Below are 18,073 nucleotides of genomic sequence, written 5' to 3' on the forward strand. Positions count from 1 at the left end.
GTGGTAGGCGGTAGGTTGCGCAGGTGAGCAAGGAGGGTCACATGCGCATCGGCATACCGGACGACGGCGGGCCGCTCGTGCCCGCCACCCCCGCGACCACTGCCCGGCTGGTCGGTCTCGGCTACGAGGTCGCCGTGGCGGCGGGCGCCGGGGCCGGGGCGGGCTTCCCGGACGCGGCCTACGAGGCGGCGGGCGCCGTCGTCGTGCCCGACGCCGTCGCGTGGGCCGCCGACATCGTGGCCGTCACCCGGGCGCCCGACGAGCTGGCCGCCCCCGGGCCTGCGGGCCTGCGGCCCGGCGCCCGAGGCCCCGACGGGCTGCGGATCGGAGCGGTCCTCATCGCCCAGATCGCTCACGCGACCCGCCCGGAGCTGGTGCGCGCGCTCGCCAACCGCGGCGTCACCGCCCTCGCCCTGGACGCCGTGCCGCGCATCTCCCGGGCGCAGTCGCTCGACGTGCTGAGCGCGCTGTCGAACGTCGCGGGGTACCGGGCGGTCGTCGAGGCCGCCGCCGAGTTCGGCGGCATGTTCTCCGGCCAGGTCACCGCGGCGGGCACCACCCCGCCCGCCAACGTCTTCGTGATCGGCGCGGGGGTGGCCGGGCTCGCGGCCATCGGCGCGGCGGGGAGCCTCGGCGCGCAGGTGCGCGCCTTCGACGTCCGCCCGGAGGTCGCCGAGCAGATCGAGTCCATGGGCGCGACGGTCGTCCGGGCCGACGACGCCGCGCAGCAGGTCAGCGCCGACGGTTACGCCTCAGCGCTCACCACGGACCAGGAGGCGGCGGCGCTGCGGGCGTACGGCGTCGAGACGGCCGCCGCCGACATCGTCGTCACGACGGCGCTCGTGCGCGGGACCGCGCCCACGACGATCACCGCCGAGATGGTCGCGAACATGCGGCCGGGCAGCGTGATCGTCGACCTCGCGGCGCCGGGCGGCGGCAACTGCGAGCTGACGGTGCCGGGCAGGCGGGTGGTCAGCGACAACGGCGTGGTGATCCTCGGGTACACCGACCTGCCCGACCGCATGCCCCGGCACACCTCCGAGCTGCTCGGCACGGCCGTCGCCAACCTCGTCCAGCTCGGCACACCGGCGCGCGACGGTCGCCTCGCGCTCGACCCGGACGACGTCGTCGTGCGTGGCATGACGGTTGCCCGGGGCGGCGAGGTGCTGTGGCCGCCGCCCCCGGTGGCGGTCTCGGCGCCCGCCGAGGCCCAGTCGCTGGCGGGATCTTCTGGCGGGCCCCGGTCGCGGGCCGAGGCTGGCTCGCCGGAGTCTCGACCGGGTGGGGCCGGAGCCAGATCACCGAGGATCACGCGGGCCGTGCTGATCGGTCTCGGCGCCGTGCTGGGCGCGCTCGCCGTGGCGGCGTCGCCCGCCGACCAGGCCGCGCACTTCACCGTGCTCGCGCTGGCCGTCGTGGTCGGGTTCTACGTGATCTCGCACGTCAGCCACGCGCTGCACACCCCGCTCATGTCCCAGACCAACGCGATCTCCGGGATCATCCTGGTCGGCGGGATGCTGCAGATCGGCTCGGCGGACCCGGTGGTGACCACGCTGGCCGTGCTGGCGTCGGCCGTGGCGAGCATCAACATCTTCGGCGGGTTCCTCGTGACCCACCGCATGCTCGCGATGTTCCGCCGGGGCGGCCCCCGGGCCGGCGCCGGCGAGGGGAGCGCCCGGTGAGCGTCGAGTCGGTGGTCCAGGCGGTGTACCTGGTGGCCGCGGTGCTGTTCGTGCTGTCGCTGGCCGGGCTGTCGAAGCAGGAGACCGCACGGCGCGGCGTGCTGCTCGGCATGACCGGCATGGGGCTCGCCCTGGTGGCGACGGTGGCGCTCGCGCTGGACCGGTCCGAGCGCCCGGTCGGCGTGACGGCCGGACTGATCCTGCTGGTCCTCCTGGTGGGCGCGGCGGTGGGCACGTGGCGGGCGCGGACCGTCGAGATGACGCAGATGCCCGAGCTCATCGCCCTGCTGCACTCGTTCGTGGGCGCGGCGGCCGTGCTGGTGGGCTTCGGGTCCTACCTGACCGAGCCCGCGAGCGGGGCGGGCAGCGGCGCGACCGTGCACCTCGTCGAGGTGTTCCTGGGGGTGCTGATCGGGGCCGTGACCTTCACCGGGTCCGTGGTGGCGTTCGGGAAGCTGTCGGCCCGGCTCAGGTCGTCGCCGCTGCTGCTGCCCGGCCGCAACTGGCTCAACCTGGCCGCGCTCGTGGCGTGCGCGGGGCTGCTGTGGTGGTTCCTCACGGCCGGTGCCTCGGGCCTGGTCCCGCTGCTGCTCATGACCGTGGTGGCGCTGGCGCTGGGCTGGCACCTGGTTGCTGCGATCGGCGGTGGCGACATGCCTGTCGTCGTCTCGATGCTGAACTCCTACTCCGGCTGGGCCGCCGCGGCGGCCGGATTCATGCTGGGCAACGACCTGCTCATCATCACGGGTGCGCTCGTCGGGTCGTCGGGTGCGATCCTCAGCTACCTCATGTGCCGGGCGATGAACCGGTCGTTCGTGAGCGTGATCCTGGGCGGGTTCGGCGCCGAGGGCGGCGCGGTCGCCCCGGGCGGCGCGGCCGAGCCGGGCACCTACCGCGAGACGACGGCGCTCGAGGTGGCCGACCGGCTGACCGCCGCCCGCTCGGTGATAGTGGTGCCGGGCTACGGCATGGCCGTGGCGAAGGCCCAGTACCCCGTGGCGGACCTCGTCGCCCGGCTGACTGCGCGCGGGACCACCGTGCGGTTCGGGATCCATCCGGTGGCCGGCCGGCTGCCGGGCCACATGAACGTGCTGCTCGCCGAGGCGAAGGTGCCGTACGACCAGGTGCTCGGCATGGACGAGATCAACGACGACTTCGCTGGCACCGACGTCGTGCTGGTGATCGGCGCCAACGACACCGTGAACCCGGCCGCGCAGGACGACCCGGCCTCACCGATCGCGGGCATGCCGGTGCTCGAGGTGTGGCGGGCCCGCGAGGTCGTCGTCTTTAAGCGGTCCATGGCGACGGGGTACGCGGGCGTGCAGAACCCGCTGTTCTTCCGGGAGAACACCGCCATGCTGTTCGGGGACGCGAAGGACCAGGTGGAGCTGATAGTCCAGGCGCTCTGACGACAGGCGGCGCCCGGTCCGGACCGAGGGACGAGGCCCGGACCGGGCGGCGGCCGAGGAAGAGCGGCAGAAGGCAGGGCGCTCTGAGCGCTCAGCGCACCAGCCGGTCCGTGAAGCCGTTGCCGAAGACCCCGTGCGGATCGAGCCGGTCCAGGATGGCGACGGCCTCGGACCACTGGCCGACGCCGTACGAAGCGGGTACCGCGGACTCGATGACCTGTTCGTCGGCCCAGGCCGCCGTATCCGTATAGCCCCAGCCCTTGGACCACTCGACGCGCGTGAGCGCGTAACCGCCGTCGAAGGTGCTCATCAGGAAGTCCTCGAGCTCCTGGTAGAACTCGTGGGCCCCGGGTGAGGTCGGCTGGGTCAGCACGTCCACCCACACCGCGCAGTCGAACTCGGGGTGGTCGGGGTGCGGGCGGACGACGGAGAGCAGCGGCGGACGGGCGCCCGGCGCCGCGGAGTCGTCGGGCTGGTCGAGGCCGCTGACCCTGATCTCCACCTGCCCGTTGACCGGGAACCTGCCTGCCGCGGCCCAGGCCGTCAGCCGCTCCTGGTAGAAGGCGGCGAACTCGGAGACGACGCGCTGGACGTCGGCGCGGCTGGTGAGGATCCCGTACCCGTTGGCGGTCTCCCGAAGCGTGGTGGGGCGCAGGTAGAACTGGAGGGTGTAGGCGGGGCCCCACAGGTCCGTCGCGAAGGTGGCGGTCAGCCCGGTCGCCGCCACCGTGTACTGCGCGGCGCCGAGGACCGGCGCGAGGTGCCAGGAGCCGCCGACGAGGAGCCCCACCAGCCGCGAGACCGGGGTCGGGATGACGTCGCTGAACGGGTAGTTGTACGGCGCGTACACCTGCCGGGAGGTGAGCGGGCGCTCAGGGCTGAGGCTCCACACCTTGAGCCAGGGCCGGTCGGTGAAGGCGAACCAGATCGTCTCCACCCGCCCCGACTCGGCCATGAAGTCGGCGAAGGTGTTTCCGCGGGCGGCGAGGGCGCTGCCCGGCGCGGCGAAGAGCTCGTCGGCGGTGAGGTCGACGCGGCTCTGACAGCGCAGCGGGATCTCCTCGCCCACCTGGATCTCGGCTTCCACGACGAGGCCGCGCCCGAGGTGGGCGGCCAGCGCTTCGCACTCCTCGTCGGTTCCCCGGCGGAAGGTCCGTACGACGTAGGCGTCCTGGTCCGGGTCCCAGACGACGGCGGTGAGGGACAGGACGAGGTTGCTGAGACTGCCGTAGGTGTGGCCGGGGCGGGCGGGCTCGCCGTCCGCGGGGACACTCGTGCCGTGGGCGTCGATCGCCAGCGTGCCGCCCAGGGTCAGCTCCCCCGGTGCGGGAGTGTTGGTGACGCCCAGCCCGTTGTCGGCGAGGAAGGCCAGCAGAGTCTCGAGGGTCACTCCGGTCTGCGCACGCACCGCGCCGGGGGCGCCGTCGGGCGGGGTGGTGAGCTCCATGTGGGTCAGGTGCTTGGTGGTGTCCAGCAGGAGGACCTGCGCGTCGTGCTCGGTGTCCGAGGTGATGGTCAGGGGTGACCAGTTGTGGGACTTGCCCCGGGCGCGCAGCCGCCAGCCGTTGGCCCAGGCCCAGTTGGCGAGGTCGGCGAGGTCCTGACCGGTGCGGGGTGCGCAGGCCCACAGTCCTGCGTGGGTGATCTCGCCGGCCCAGTTGATGTAGGGGGAGAGGTAGGGCAGGAGCCCGGCCGGAAGCTCGGGTGCGGCGCCCGAGACGGCGGCTGCCGGGACGGCGGCGGACGCCGCGGTGGCCCCGGTGGTTGCGGCGCCGAGCGGGATGCCCAACGCTCCGGCAGCTGCCGCGCGCAGCACACCACGGCGGGAGAGGCCGGAGGACGAAGCGGGATCGGCGGGGGTGGCAGGGCCTGGCGATAGTTCCGATTGATCGGACATCACCCGAATGTATGGCTATCCGGTTCCCGACACCAGGTCCGTGCCCAGCGCCTTTTGCATTCGAGTAGTCATATGTGGGTGAATTGAGGGTGACGCGCTGACATCGCGCGGTAACGACTTGGTATAAAGGGTCGCGCCAGGAAAGTCCGGCGCAGTCCCTCAGTGCGGAGGCCGAGTGTTGACACGCTCTCTCGTGACCGGAACGGCCGCGATCGTAGGGTTTCTGGTGCTTGTCACGGCCACGGAGCTCTTCTACTTCGGGCCCCCGGCGGATGCCCACAACGCCGGTGAGGCCTTCGCCTCGATCGGTGGCGCGGTGCTCACGTTCCTCACCTGGGCAGCCATCGGCTGGGGCGTCGCGTGGATCGCGCGCGCCCTCCGCCTGGCCCGCCTGTCCGTGCTCATCGGGATGGTCGCGCCGGTCGCCGCGATAGTCGTCTTCACGCTGACGGTCGACCTGGACGCGTGGTCCACCGGGTTCGGGGTGCTGTCGTTCGCCGCGGCGTCCACCGGCGTCCTGGTCACGAGCCGACGCCGCAAGGCGGCCCGGCCCAGCGTCGTGCCCGAGCCGAAAGGGCATCCTCCGGTGCGGATGGCCGCGTGATCGCGGAGCGGGACCGCAGGCTCGTGCGACGGGCGGGCAGCGCGTGAGCGGCGCGCCGATCGCAGTGATCGGCCCTGGCGCGATCGGCGGCCTCATGGCCGCCCTGATGCAGCGCGCGGGGCACGACGTCACGGTGGTCGCGCGGGAGCCGACCGCCACCCACATCGCCGAGCACGGGCTCGACGTCGTGACCGACCTCTTCGGCGCCTGGCACGCGCCCCTGCCCGCCTCCACGACGGTGCCGCACGGCGCTCGCGTCCTGGTCGCGGTCAAGGCCGACGGTGTGGCCGCGGCCGCCGACCTGCTGCGGGATGCCGCGCCGACCGAGGTGATCGCCCTGCTCAACGGCGTGGAGCACATGGACCGGCTGCGTTCGGCCGCGGACGGCGCACGCGTCTTCGGCGCGACGATCGCCGGCCAGACGCGCCGCACCCCCGTGGGTGGCCCCCGCCCCGCCACGGTCACGCACTCGTTCAACCTGCTCACGATCGTGGTGCCCGACGAGGCGGAGGACCTCGGCCTCGCCGCCGCCCTGCGCGACACGGGCGCCGTCATGAACACCGGCGGCACCGAGAACGAGGTGCTCTGGAAGAAGCTGCGGTTCCTCGCCGCCCTGTCGCTGCTGACCTCGACGTGGAAGGTAGGTATCCGGGAGGCGCTGGACCGCGACCCGGGGCTCACCGCCGGGCTGCTGGACGAGATCGCCGCGGTCGCGTCCGCCGAGGGCGTCCCGTCCACGGGCGAGGACCTGCGCCTGCTGCTCGCAGACCTGCCGCCCCGGACCGTCGGCTCCCTGGAGGCCGACCTGTCGGCCGGCCGGCCGGGCGAGCTCGACGCGATCGGCGGCGCGATCCTGCGGGCCGGTCAGCGGCACGGGGTGGTGATGCCGGTGCTCACGGCGACGGTGGACCGCCTGGCGGCGTCGGTCACGCAAGCCTGACCAAGCCGTTCACCAGAAGCGGACCGGGAGGCCGTGGCGGGCGAACACGGCCTCGACCGCGGCGCGTATCTGATCAGGGGTGCCGAGCCGCTCCTCGTCCAGCCCGAGCACCGCGAGGGTCGCGACGCCGTTGTGCTCGGACCACCAGGAGTCCAGGCCGCCCCGCATCTGGCGCAGGCGCCCGCGGGTCAGCCCCTGCGTGATCCCGCGCATGAGCACGCTGGTGGCGGGCGTGCCGAGCGGGGTGGCGAACGTCGCGGGCAGCCGGCCCAGGTTCGAGGCCAGGCACAGCGGGGCGGTGCCGTCGCGCGCGGCGCGCTTGGCGACGGCGTCGGGCACCATCTGCATGAGCGGCTTCAGCGGGCCCAGGGTGTCCACCCGGGTGCCGGTCTTCAGGGCCAGGAACTCGGTCTTGGAGCGGGCCCGGATGTGCTCCATGTCGGCCACCACCCCCGCGCGCTCCGGCGCGGGCGTCACCGTGGTGTCGACGGCGATGGAGACCCCCGACGTCGCGTTCGAGCGCAGGTCGCCCTTCTTGCGCAGGCTGACGGGCAGCGAGACGCGCACCGGCATGCCTGCCGTCGCGGCGCCGGCGGCGAGCAGGATCTCCGTGCACACGGCGATCAGCAGCGTGTTCGCGGTCCCGCCGGCCGCGTGGGCCGCGCGGTGCCAGGTGGAGGCGTCCGTGTCGACCACGACGATGGGTGGGTCGGCGAGCTCGTCGTCGTCGGCGCGCGGCTCGGGCCGGGGCCGGTCCGACGACTGCTGCGCCATCAGCGGCGGCACCGGGCCCTGCCGGGCTGCCTGCCGCAGGCCGTCGGCCACGGCGCGCGCCTGGTTCGTGGCGTCGCGCAGGTCGGCCACGAGGCCGGTGCGGATGCGCTCGCCCTCCACGGGCAGACGGCGGATGTCCGACGCCGGACCGGCCACCGGCGTCGCGTCCGGGATGCTCTCGGCGGCGGCCGCGTCGACCGCGGCCCGCAGCGCGCCGATGTGCATGCCGCCGTCGGCGACGACGTGCGACGTCACGAAGCTGAGCAGGCTCCCGCCGCCCGCCGTGGGCGCGGCGGCGAGGGCCCAGGTGGGGCCGTTCTCGGGGTCCAGGCTCACCTGGGCCTGGCGGTTCGCCCAGTCGAGGACGGCGTCGTCGCGCACGGGGGCGGACCCGACCACCAGGTCGGGCAGCACCGTGGAGGCCGACCACCGGGCGCGGGCGCCCGGGAGGCGGCCGGGCCGCACCACCCGCTGCAGCGGGCCGTTCGCGAGGCCGCGGTGCAGGGCGCGCAGGGCGTCGAGGTCCAGGGGTGCGGGCAGGCGCCAGACCGTCTGGTTGACCACGGCGACGCCGAGCACGCGGCGGGTGCGCAGGAAGAGGTCGTCGTCGTAGGTGAGGCGGTTGCTGGCGGCAGGGTTGCTGGTGGTCGCTGGGCTGGTCACGGGGCCTCCGGTGCCGGGCAAGGGGTTGTGTGTCGGGCGGGTAGGGTGCGCGCGTGCGTCATGTCATGGCCCTGGTGGGCAGTCGAGGAGATGTGCAGCCGGCCCTCGCGGTCGCTCTGGAGCTGCGTCGTCGCGGGCACGATGTGGTGACCGGCGTCGCGCCGAACCTCGTGCCGCTGGCCGAGCGGCTGGGCCTGGACCCGGTGCCGCTGGGCATCGACTCGGCGGCCCTGCTGGGCTCCGACCTGGTGCGCCGCGACATGCGCTCGGCCCACCCGGTGCGCCGGGTGCGGGCGCTGCGCGCCGTCGCCGCGGCGGGCTGGGACGAGCTGCGCACCGGCCTGCTGGCGTTGCTGGACGACGTCGGCGGCGCCGACACCGTGGTGACCGGCCTGCTCGGCCAGGAGGTGGCCGCCGCCGTGGCCGAGCGGCGCGGGCTCGGCATGGCCGCGCTGCACTACTGCCCGGTGCGGGCCAATCGCGTGGTGTCGCCCGTGAGCGGCGTGCGCGGGCCGGGCGCCACGCGGGCGGTCTGGGGACTGGGGGAGCGGGTGCGCTGGGACCTGACCCGCCGGGCGGAGAACGCCCAGCGCGCCGAGCTCGGCCTGGGCGCCACCCGCGTGCACCTGCCCACCAGGCTGCGCGACGCCGGGGCGGTCGAGATCCAGGCCTACGACCCCGTGCTCGTGCCCGGCCTCGCCGACGAGTGGGGCCCGCGGCGCCCGTTCACGGGCTTCCTCGCCCTGGACGACGACGCCCGGGCGCGCCTCGGGGAGGCCGGCTCGGGCCCGGACGCCGAGCCCGGGGCTGCCCTCGACGCTGGGCTCGACGCGGGCCTCGAAGGATGGCTGGACGACGGCGACCCGCCCGTCTACGTCGGGTTCGGCTCCATGCCCGTCGCCGACCCGCCCGCACTGCTCGCCGCCGTCGACGCCGCGTGCGCCGAGCTCGGCGTGCGCGCGCTGGTGAGCGCCGGGTGGAACGACTTCTCGGCCGCCGGCGGCGCGGACGGCGTGGACGAGAAGCGGGTGCGCGTGGTCGGCGCCGTCGACCACGCCGCCGTGCTGCCCCGCTGCCGCGCCGCCGTCCACCACGGCGGGGCAGGCACCACGGGGGCGGTGCTGCGGGCGGGGCTGCCCGCCGTCGTCGGCTGGTACTCCGCCGACCAGCCCATGTGGGGCGACCTGCTGCGCGGCGCGGGGGTCGGCGTCGCGCGCCGCGCGAGCACGCTCGCACAGCCGGGCGTGCTCGCCGGGGCCCTGTCCGAGGTGCTCGACGACGCCACCGCGGCCCGCGCCGCCGCGCTCGGTTCGCGGCTGGTGCCCGCCGACCGGGCGGTCGCCGCGGCGGCCGACGCGATCGGCGACATCGGACGCTGAGCCGCCCCGCGCCGTCACCACGGGACCGCCGGCAGCTTCCAGACCTCCACCTCGGCCAGCACGAGGTCGCGCAGGGTCTCGGCGTCTGCCACCCGGTCGGGGTCGAGGGCGGCGACGCTGAGCACCGTCGCCTTGCCCACGGTGGTGCAGAAGGCGACCAGCCCGCCGCCGACGGCGCGCAGCTCTGCGGCGGTCGCGCCCTGGTAGTGCGACAGGGTGGCGACCGCGCGCACGGAGCCGCCCGGCGCGTGGGTGTACCCGGCGGGCGGCTTGCCCAGGTTGGACGCCAGGGCCGCCGCCACGGGCGGCTGCGGCAGGCGGCTCACGAGGGTGTCGGGCAGCATCTGCACCAGCTCGAGCGGCACCGGGGCCACCTCGGGCGCCGCCTGCCCGACGGCGGTGTACGCCTCCTTGGCGGCCGCCCGGACCCAGCCGAGGTCGCGGTGGGCCAGGACGTCGGCCGGGATCGTGACCCGGGCGATCTTGGTCGAGTTGGCGCGCGGGTCGTCGGCGCCGCGCGTGGACACGGGCAGCGCCACCGGGACGGGCTGCCCCGGGAACCGGCCGGTGGCGTGCACCAGGCGGGCGAGGAACGCCACGAACCAGGTGTTGGGGGTGCCGCCGTGCTCGGCGGCGGCCGCGGCCACCTGGTCGGACGGGAGCTCGACGTGCAGCACGGGCGCGCGCCAGCCGGCGTCGTCGGGAGCCTGGGTCCCGGCGGGCTCGACCGCCGAGGCGTGGGTCGGGCCGTTCGAGACCAGGGTCTCGGCAGGCTCGGCCTGCGGACGGGGTTCGGCCACCGGACCGGGCTCGGCCGCCGGAGCGGCCTCGATCGCCCGGGTGGCGGGCTCGCCCGCCGCGGCGGTGCGGGCGGCCTGCCGGGCCTTGGCCCGCGCCCACCGGCCGACGGCGGCGGCCTGCGCGGCGGCGTCGGCGGCGTCGGCCAGCAGCGCCCGGGTCCCGCGCTCGGGTGCAGGCACGGCTATCGGGTCGGCATGCGTCGAGGCGCGCACTATGGCGTCGATCAGCGCGGCGCCGTCCGCGACGGCGTGCGCGCAGGTGAGCGAGACGATCCCGCCGACCACCTCGCCCGCGCTGCCGGCGCCGGTCACCGGGCCGGCCACGAGGTCCGCGGCGGCGAGCCGCCAGGAGCGGCCCCGGGCGGGGTCGAGCGGCACGTCGGCCTGCGACTGCGCCCACGTCCCGATCTGGCCGGCGGCCACGGCCGCCGTCTGCAGGTCGACGACCGGCAGTGTGCCGGCGGGCGCCCACCGGTGCCGCGCGCCGGGTATGCGGGCGCGCACCACCCGCCGGTGCAGCGAGCCGGCGGCGATGCCTTCGGCCAGGTCACGCAGGCGATCGGCGTCGTACGGCCCGTCGAGGCGCCACAGCACCTGGTTCACCGCCGGGCTGGCGTCGCCGTCGTGCCGGCGCAGGAACATGTCGTCCGCGAACTGCAGTCGCAGTGCGGGTGGCGGGTCCGTCACGCTCGTCTCCCCGTTCGGGTCCCGGTCCCTGAAGGGACCGTCGTCTTCAAGAGCCAGACCATACCGGGCATACGGGGGGACTAACTTTCACCCGACTAATCCGGTATAAAGGGCGGCGCAAGGGGACCGCGGAACTCGTCCGACGTCGTGCTGGCCGTGCCCACATAACGATCTAGGGATCCGCCTGCATGGAATACACCGAGCTTTCGGCCTATGACCTACCCGCCGGAGCCGTGACGTCCTGGACGCCGCGAGCCGACGCCGGGCGGTGGCAGCAGGACCCGCGAGACCTGTCTCCGGGGCACGAGGCGCACCTGCGCGACTCGGAGCCGGGCTCCTGGATCGGGTCGGTGCTGCGCGTGCCCGGCCCGTACGAGCCGGAGCCGCTGCGCCGCGCGATCCACGCGTGGGTGAGCCGCCACGAGGTGCTGCGCACCACCGTCACGCGGGACGCCGGCGAGGGCTGGCGTCGGGTCACCGCCCCGGCCGAGGCCGTCACCATCCGGGACCTGGTGGTCGGCGACCTGACCGCCGTGCAGGTCGTCGCGCTGCTGCCCAGCCTGCTCGCCGACGTCTCGCCCACCGCCTGGCCCCACTGCGTGATGGCGAGCGTCGTGCCCGATCCGGCCCCCGGCTCAGCGGGCGCCGACCACTTCGTGCTCGCGTTCGGCGCCGACCACTCGGTGATGGACGCCTACTCCCAGCTCCTCTGGTTCGAGGAGATCGTCTCCCTGTACGACGCCGCCCGCCAGGGCGTGCCCGACGCCGAGCTGCGCGTGCTCGAGGTCGGCTCCCACGTGGACTTCTCCGCCGAGGACCGCAAGCTCGCCATGACGCTCGCCGCCGACGGCGAGCCGGTGCGCCGCTGGCTCGACTTCCTCGGGCCCGACGGCCTCTTCCCCCACTACGGCACCGGGATCACGCAGCCCGCCGCCGACGCCGCCGAGGCGGCCCGCCCGCAGGCCTCCCGGTCGGAGTGGCTCGCCACCGTCGAGCAGACCGACGACCTGAGCGCCCGCAGCCGGGCCCGCGGCGCATCCGCCCAGTCCGGGGTGCTGGCCGCGTTCGCGCACGCCGCGCGGCAGGTGCACGGGCTCGACCGGCTGCGGTTCGTGCTGCCGATGCACACCCGGTACGCGCCGCAGCACGCCGCCGCCGTCGGCTGGTACGTGGGCCTGTGCCCCGTGGACCTCGACCTCGACGGGATCGACCCGGTGCTGCGCGAGCTGGATCCCGGCCTGCCGGACCGGGTGGTCGACGGCAACGCCCTGACCGCCACCGTCGAACGCGTGCACGCTGCCGTCTCCGCGGGCAAGCACCTCGTGCGGTACTCGTTCGCGCGCATCGCCGAGCTGGGCGGCATCACCGACGGCCCGCACTTCGCCGTGTCGTACGTCGACACCCGGTTCGTGCCCGGGGCCGAGCGCTGGACCTCCTGGGACGCCCGGACCCTGCGCAGCCCCGCCTACGGCACCGACGAGCTCTACCTGTGGTTCCTGCGCACCCCCGACGGCCTCAACGTGTCCACCCGCTACCCGGACACCCCCGCGGCCCACGCCGCGCTGGACGCCCTGATCGAGGAGCTGCGCACCTACTTCCGGGCCTTCGGGTCCGCCGGACTGAAAGAGGCAGTCGCATGATTCTCGGCGCTATGGGTACCTGGTCCCCGCGACCCGGACGGGTGCTGCACGTACGGCCCACGGCGGAGGCGCTCGCCGCCGCGGAGTGGGCCCCCGTGGACCCGGGACCGCCGTCGTTCCTGCAGGGCGACCACCTGCGTGCCTACGCGGCGCGCCGGGCGGCCGGCGGCCGGCACCGGGCCTGGACCGGCACGGCCACCTACCTCGACGGGGCGTTCGACGGCGCCGCCCTCGCCCGGGCGCTGACCCGGCTGGTCCGCAGGCACGAGGGCCTGCGCACCTGGTTCGACGTCGACGGCTGTGCCGAGGGGGCCGACCCGGTGCGGCACCTGGTTCCCGCGGACGCCGTCGACTTCGAGGTGGTGGCGGTCCCCGCCTTCTCGCCGGTGCCCGGCCTCCCGTGGGACGAGTGGGTGACCACGCACCTCAACGAGACGTTCGACGCCGCGTGCCGCCCCGACTCGTGGGCGCCGTTCGCGCTCGGGGCGACAGTCACTGACGACGGGTTCGGCCTGTTCTGGGGGTGCGACCACGCGTTCACCGACGGCGCGTCGCAGCTGATGGTGCTCAGCGAGCTCGAGGAGCTGTACGCGGAGGAGCTCGGCGGGGGAACGGGCGAGCCCGAGGCGCGGCCCGAGACCGCGGGTTCGGTCCTCGACCACGGCCGGGCCGAGCACGCGCTCGCGGCCGCGACCCCGGCGGACGCCCCCGAGATCCGCGCGTGGTCCGACGCCGTGGCCGCGCACGACGGCCGGCTGCCGAAGTTCGCGCTCGACCTGGGCCTGGAGCCCGGCGAGACCTCGGCCGTGAAGATCCGCTCCACGACCCTGCTCGACGCCGACGGCCTGGCGCGCATGGAGGAGCTGGCCGCGGCGCACGGCGCCCGCTTCACCGGGGCGGTGTTCGCCGGGCTCGCGCTCACGGACGCCCGGCTCACCGGGGCCACCGACTGGTTCGGCGTCACCGTAGTGGGTTCGCGCGGACCCGGGTTCGAGACCACGCAGGGCTGGCTCTGCAACTTCACGCCGGTCACGTTCCCGGTGGCCGACGGCGGCGCCCCGGCGTCGTTCACCGACGTCCTGCCCGTCGCGGACGCGGCGTTCCGGCAGGCCAGGAAGGTGGCCAAGGTCCCGGTGCACGCCGCGCTCGGCGTCATGCTGGCCGACGGAGTCCTGGACCCCGCATCGCTGGGCAGCCCGCAGCTGATCAGCTACCTGGACCTGCGGCGGTTCCCGGGCGTCGGGCGGCCCGCCTACGACCGCGGCCTGCACTTCACGGGCGAGGGCCGCACCGGCAACGCGTCCCTGTGGGTCAACCGCGACCACGAGCGGCTCTACCTCGTGATGCAGACCCCGGACACGCCGACGGCGCAGGCCGCCGTCGACCGCTACGTCGCCGAGGTGACGGCCACCTTCGAGGCAGCGGTCGCCGCGCCCCCGGCGGCCGGCGCCGACGAGGCCCTGGTGGGCGCGGCCGAGGCCCGCGACGAGCGCCTGGAGGCGACCGGTGCGGGTCGTCTCGGCTGACCTCTGGGCGCCCGCGCCGGGCGAGGTCGTCACCTGGGACGTCCGGCCAGGCGCGGGGCGGGTGCCGCAACCGGCGCCGCTGACCTTCAACCAGCGCAACCACCTGCTCGGGGCCGACGCCGGCGAGCCGAGCGTCTGGATCACCGCCGCGTTCGAGGTCGACGGCCCTGTCGACCTCGACGCGCTGGAGGCAGCCTTCCGCGACCTTGTGGCCGGGCATCCTGGGCTCTGGGTCGAGGCGGTCCGCCGGTCGGAGCCAGGCCAGTCCGGGCCGGGCCGGGCCGTAGCGGGCCCGACCAAGGCGGGCGGCGCGGCCGGGCGCCCTGGCGGCGGCGTGGGTCTGGTGCGGCACGAGCCCGGCAGTCTCGTCTGGCAGCGCCACGACGGACCCGTCACCCGTACGGTCGAGGGCACCCGCGAGCACCTGGTCGCCGAGCTCGGCCGGCGGTGCGCGCCGTTCGGCTACCCGGCATTCCTGCCCGCGGCGATCAGCCGCCCCGGCCGGTCCACGATCGTGCTGGGCATGGACCACCTGCACACGGACGCGTGGTCCACCACCGTCGTCGTCGACGAGCTGGCCGGGCTCTACGCGCAGCACACCCGGCACGCGGCGCCTGTCCTCGCCATGGCCGGGGCTGTGGCTGGGGTCGAGATCGGGGCGCCAGCTGTGGCCGCGGCTCGGCCGATGGCAGCCGCGGCTCTGGCCCTGTCCTCGGCCTGCTCGGTCGACACGGCCGGCCTGTCCGACCCGGCCGGCCCCAATGGCCAGGCCCGCGCGGCTGATCTGGCCCGCCCTGCTGCCCCAGCCGCCGGTGCAGCGCCCGTGGGCGCCGACGACCCTCGGCTCGCCACCTGGCACGGCTTCCTGCGCGACCGCGGTTGGGCGCTGCCCACGTTTCCTCTCCCGCTCGGCGTGCCGGGCGGCGAGCGGGTGCCGCAGCGCACGGTCGTGCGCCCGCTGGCCGACGCCGCCGCCGCCGACTCGGTCGCCGCGCGCGCCAGGGCCGCGGGCGCGTCGACGTCGGCCGCCGTGCTGGCCACGCTCGCCGGGGCCGTCGCCGACCTCGGTGGCCCCGTCGTCCTGGAGACGCTCCTGCCGGTGCACACGCGTGCTGATGCCGCCGCCCGCCGGGCCGTCGGCTGGCACACCACCACGGTGCCGCTGCGGATCGACGTCGGCGACGGTGCGGACGGCGCGCTCGCCGCGACCGGCAAGGCCCTGCGGGCCGCGCGCGAGCTGTCCGCGGTGCCGCTCGAGCAGGTGGTGGAGACGCTGCCGCGCCCGCTGCGGTCCCCGAGGGTGGACATCTTCCAGGTGTCCTACCTGGACTACCGGCGGCTCCCCGGGCACACCGCGGCCGCCGGACGGCGGGCACACCACGTCTCGGCCGCGACCCGGGCCGACGACCTGCAGGTATGGGTGTCCCGCACCGACGACGGCATCGCGGTGCGGGCCCGCATGCCCCGCACCGACGTGGCCGTCGAGACGGTAGACGCTCTGCTCGACCACTGGACGGCCCGCTTGGCGGCACTGACAGACTGAGTACGACGCGGGGTCCGCCCTTCATACTGCAAAACACTACAAAAAGTGTACCGTTTTGCAGTGTGGAGGGCGGAGCGCAAGCCGGGACAGCTTCGACACTGGCACTCTAGTGGAGGTCGCTCGCGAGTATCCGGCAGCAGTCCTGCAACGTATCGGCTGGCTCCTCGAGCGGTTCGGAGACGTAGCTCTCGGACCGATCGAGGAAGCCGTTCGTGAACGCCGCGGGGGTCAGGCACGTCTGGACCCGACCCGAGGAAAGGCCGGCTCGCTCGACGACCGCTGGAACATCCGACTGAACACCACTGTGGAGCCCGACCTGTGATCCTTCGTTCTGCCATCACTGCATGGTCCGTATCGCACCCGTGGCCGACAGTCGATCAGGTGGAACAAGACCTGCTTTTGTCCCGCGCCATGTGCGCTGTCGCCGAGCACGAGTACCTCGGCGGCTGGACGACAAGGCCGGGACGGGTCGGCGCGCGACGTTGCCGTTGGCGCCGTCCTACCCTGCCTACATGGCTTCCGACGACGTCCGTACGCTCACCGAGGCCAGGGCTGTCACCGCCCTGGCCAACCCCGCACGTTCCCGCCTGCTCGACTCGCTGACGGCGCAGGGGCCCGCCACGGCGTCGGTGCTGGCCGAGCGCACGGGGCTGGCCGTCGGGAGCATCAGCCATCACATGCGGGTCATGGCGACCGCCGGGCTCGTCGAAGAGGCGCCGGAGCTTGCCCGTGACGGGCGGGAGCGCTGGTGGCGCCGTGCTGCGCGGTCCATCACGTGGGGCCGGTCGACACTGCCGCAGGACGCCGAGAGCCAGCGTCAGGCGGTGGCCGCCGAGGAGTTCATGCTGGCGCGCCAGGTCGAGCGGGCCCGTACCTGGCTGGAGCGCTCCGAGGCGAACGAGGAGTGGGGCCGGGCCGAGCTCTCCACGGATTCCTGGCTGCGGCTCACCCCCGACGAGCTGGGCGAGCTCACTGACGAGCTCAACGCGCTGGTGGGGCGCTGGAAGGAGCGGGGCACGGCGGGCGAGGCAGGGGACGAGGCGCAGGAGCGCGAGCACGTCTTCCTGTTCGCCAGGGCGTTCCCGTCCCAGCCCTGATTGAACAATTGGTGTTGTACAAGAAGTCTTGTACGTCTAGTCTGCGGGTATGACGACGTCGACAGCGCCTTCCCGCGGCACCGCTCCCGACGCGCGGTCCCTCACGCGCAACCGGGCCTTCGGGCTGCTCTGGCTGGGCGAGGGCGTGAGCGTCGTCGGCAACGCGACGACCTCGACGCTGCTGCCCCTGCTCGCGGTGACGCAGCTCGACGCCGGACCCGGCTGGATGGGGCTCATCGCGGCCGCGACGTGGTTGCCGTGGCTGGTGATCGGCCTGCCGGCGGGTGCCTGGGTGGATCGGCTCCCGGCCCGGCGGGTGATGATCATCGCGAACCTCGTGTCCGCCGCCGCCTTCGGGAGCCTGCCGGTGGCCTTCGCGCTCGAGGTCCTCACGCTGTCCCACATAGTGGTGGTGGGCCTGGTGGGCGGGGCTTGCACGGTGTTCTTCCGGACCGCGTACCAGGTGTTCCTGCCCGAGGTGGTGCCCGCCGACCAGCTCGAGTCCGCGAACTCGCGGCTGTTCGGCACGGAGTCCGCGGCGAACGTGGCCGGCCCCGGCCTGGGTGGCCTCCTCGCCCAGTGGCTGACGGCGGCCGCCGGGATAGCGCTCGACGCCGTGACCTTTCTCTGGTCCGCCGTGTGCCTGTGGCGCATCCGGCTGCCCCGGCCGGCGAAGGCGCCGGACGGCCCGGCCGAGCCTCTGCTGGCGCGCATCCGCGAGGGCGTGGACCTGGTGCGCCGCGACCGCTACATCCCGTGGCTCGTGGGCATCGGTGGCATGTCCAACTTCGGGCTCACCGGATACGGGGCGCTCCTGGTCCTGTTCCTTGTGCGCGACCTGCACCTGACCGAGGCCGGGGTCGGCGCGGTCCTCGCGGTGGCGGGCGGCGGTGGGGTGGTGGGCGCTGTCGTCGCCCCGTACCTGAGCCGGGGCCTCGGCAGCGGGCGGGCCTCCACGGCGCTGCTGCTGCTCTGTGGTCCTGCCGCGCTGCTCGTCGGCGCGGGCCTGCCGGGCTGGGGCGCGACGATTACCGCGGTCGGCAGCTTTCTGACCGGCATGTTCGTGGTGGCGGGCAACGTGATCCGGAACGCGTGGCGGCTCCGTTACGTGCCGGCCGGGCTGCGCGGCCGGGTGATGACGGTGATGCAGGTGGTGAACTTCGGCACCATGCCGGTGGCCGGCGTCGTCGCGGGCTGGCTCGGCGGAGTGATCGGCGTCCGCGAGACGATCCTGGTGATGGCGGCCGTGCACTGCCTCGCCTGCTGGAGCGTGCTGCTCTCGCCGCTGGCAAGGTTGCGGGAGCTCCCGCCCGGTGAGCTGGGGAGCTAGCCCCAGGGGCGGTCCGCTTCGAGAACGACCTCGGGTACCGAATCTGGCTGGATTCGGTACCCGAAGTTGTTCTCGAAGCGGACTTTTCGAGGTGAAGCCGGG

13 protein-coding genes are annotated in these 18,073 nt (G+C 74.7%); 10 read left to right on the top strand and 3 right to left on the bottom strand.

Annotated elements, in window-relative coordinates:
• Positions 1 to 41 precede the first annotated feature (41 nt).
• Both C8K30_RS22905 and pntB read left to right on the top strand, forming a co-directional pair.
• Positions 42 to 1,682 (top strand): Re/Si-specific NAD(P)(+) transhydrogenase subunit alpha, encoded by a 1,641-nt coding sequence (locus C8K30_RS22905; protein ID WP_108495186.1) that lies wholly within the window; start codon positions 42 to 44, stop codon positions 1,680 to 1,682.
• Positions 1,679 to 3,091 carry a Re/Si-specific NAD(P)(+) transhydrogenase subunit beta gene (pntB, locus tag C8K30_RS22910; RefSeq protein ID WP_108495187.1) on the top strand — a complete coding sequence of 471 codons (1,413 nt, stop codon included), beginning with the start codon at positions 1,679 to 1,681 and terminating at the stop codon, positions 3,089 to 3,091. The genes C8K30_RS22905 and pntB overlap by 4 nt, the downstream gene beginning before the upstream one ends.
• 91 nt (positions 3,092 to 3,182) lie before the next feature.
• Here the strand turns inward: pntB and C8K30_RS22915 are convergent, their stop codons facing one another.
• Entirely contained in the window at positions 3,183 to 4,988 is a 1,806-nt protein-coding gene (locus tag C8K30_RS22915; RefSeq protein WP_108495188.1) for a cholesterol oxidase substrate-binding domain-containing protein, read from the bottom strand.
• Positions 4,989 to 5,214: 226 nt separating this feature from the next.
• Between C8K30_RS22915 and C8K30_RS22920 the strand changes: the two genes are divergently transcribed.
• Together C8K30_RS22920 and C8K30_RS22925 are read left to right on the top strand one after the other, a co-directional pair.
• Complete coding sequence (locus C8K30_RS22920; protein WP_146197572.1) at positions 5,215 to 5,592, top strand: hypothetical protein; 378 nt, start codon at positions 5,215 to 5,217, stop codon at positions 5,590 to 5,592.
• 43 nt (positions 5,593 to 5,635) lie between these two features.
• Positions 5,636 to 6,532 carry a ketopantoate reductase family protein gene (locus tag C8K30_RS22925; protein ID WP_108495190.1) on the top strand — a complete coding sequence of 299 codons (897 nt, stop codon included), beginning with the start codon at positions 5,636 to 5,638 and terminating at the stop codon, positions 6,530 to 6,532.
• A 9-nt stretch (positions 6,533 to 6,541) separates the two neighbouring features.
• On the opposite strand, the gene C8K30_RS22930 is transcribed toward C8K30_RS22925, so the two are convergent.
• Positions 6,542 to 7,969 carry a hypothetical protein gene (locus tag C8K30_RS22930; RefSeq protein ID WP_108495191.1) on the bottom strand — a complete coding sequence of 476 codons (1,428 nt, stop codon included), beginning with the start codon at positions 7,967 to 7,969 and terminating at the stop codon, positions 6,542 to 6,544.
• Positions 7,970 to 8,022: 53 nt separating this feature from the next.
• On the opposite strand from C8K30_RS22930, the gene C8K30_RS22935 reads away from it, so the two are divergent.
• Entirely contained in the window at positions 8,023 to 9,348 is a 1,326-nt protein-coding gene (locus C8K30_RS22935; protein ID WP_199230650.1) for a glycosyltransferase, read from the top strand.
• Positions 9,349 to 9,362: 14 nt separating this feature from the next.
• Here C8K30_RS22935 and C8K30_RS22940 read toward each other — a convergent pair whose 3' ends face one another.
• Positions 9,363 to 10,835 (bottom strand): hypothetical protein, encoded by a 1,473-nt coding sequence (locus tag C8K30_RS22940; RefSeq protein ID WP_108495193.1) that lies wholly within the window; start codon positions 10,833 to 10,835, stop codon positions 9,363 to 9,365.
• A 188-nt stretch (positions 10,836 to 11,023) separates the two neighbouring features.
• Between C8K30_RS22940 and C8K30_RS22945 the strand changes: the two genes are divergently transcribed.
• The 5 genes from C8K30_RS22945 (at position 11,024) to C8K30_RS22975 (ending at position 17,971) form a co-directional block, all read left to right on the top strand.
• Positions 11,024 to 12,475: an Aureobasidin A1 biosynthesis complex gene (locus C8K30_RS22945; protein ID WP_108495194.1), complete on the top strand. Its 1,452-nt coding sequence runs from the start codon at positions 11,024 to 11,026 to the stop codon at positions 12,473 to 12,475.
• Positions 12,472 to 14,001, top strand: a complete 1,530-nt coding sequence (locus C8K30_RS22950; protein ID WP_108495195.1) for a condensation domain-containing protein — start codon at positions 12,472 to 12,474, stop codon at positions 13,999 to 14,001. The genes C8K30_RS22945 and C8K30_RS22950 overlap by 4 nt, the downstream gene beginning before the upstream one ends.
• Positions 13,982 to 15,544 carry a non-ribosomal peptide synthetase gene (locus C8K30_RS22955; protein WP_108495196.1) on the top strand — a complete coding sequence of 521 codons (1,563 nt, stop codon included), beginning with the start codon at positions 13,982 to 13,984 and terminating at the stop codon, positions 15,542 to 15,544. Before C8K30_RS22950 ends, C8K30_RS22955 begins: the two co-directional genes overlap by 20 nt.
• Before the next feature lie 512 nt (positions 15,545 to 16,056).
• The gene (locus tag C8K30_RS22970) at positions 16,057 to 16,641 is read left to right on the top strand and encodes a helix-turn-helix transcriptional regulator (RefSeq protein ID WP_108495198.1); all 585 of its coding nucleotides are present in this window, start codon (positions 16,057 to 16,059) and stop codon (positions 16,639 to 16,641) included.
• A gap of 49 nt (positions 16,642 to 16,690) precedes the next feature.
• Positions 16,691 to 17,971 (top strand): MFS transporter, encoded by a 1,281-nt coding sequence (locus C8K30_RS22975; protein ID WP_108495199.1) that lies wholly within the window; start codon positions 16,691 to 16,693, stop codon positions 17,969 to 17,971.
• Positions 17,972 to 18,073: the final 102 nt, after the last annotated feature.

The organism is Promicromonospora sp. AC04 (assembly GCF_003058225.1).
Classification (GTDB): domain Bacteria; phylum Actinomycetota; class Actinomycetes; order Actinomycetales; family Cellulomonadaceae; genus Promicromonospora.

Excerpts from the sequence above, each read along its gene's own strand:
- C8K30_RS22905 (WP_108495186.1), top strand. The coding sequence starts at position 42 with ATGCGCATCGGCATACCGGACGACGGCGGGCCGCTCGTGCCCGCCACC.
- C8K30_RS22945 (WP_108495194.1), top strand. The coding sequence starts at position 11,024 with ATGGAATACACCGAGCTTTCGGCCTATGACCTACCCGCCGGAGCCGTG.
- C8K30_RS22950 (WP_108495195.1), top strand. The coding sequence starts at position 12,472 with ATGATTCTCGGCGCTATGGGTACCTGGTCCCCGCGACCCGGACGGGTG.
- C8K30_RS22970 (WP_108495198.1), top strand. The coding sequence starts at position 16,057 with ATGGCTTCCGACGACGTCCGTACGCTCACCGAGGCCAGGGCTGTCACC.
- C8K30_RS22975 (WP_108495199.1), top strand. The coding sequence starts at position 16,691 with ATGACGACGTCGACAGCGCCTTCCCGCGGCACCGCTCCCGACGCGCGG.
- C8K30_RS22915 (WP_108495188.1), bottom strand. The coding sequence starts at position 4,988 with ATGTCCGATCAATCGGAACTATCGCCAGGCCCTGCCACCCCCGCCGAT.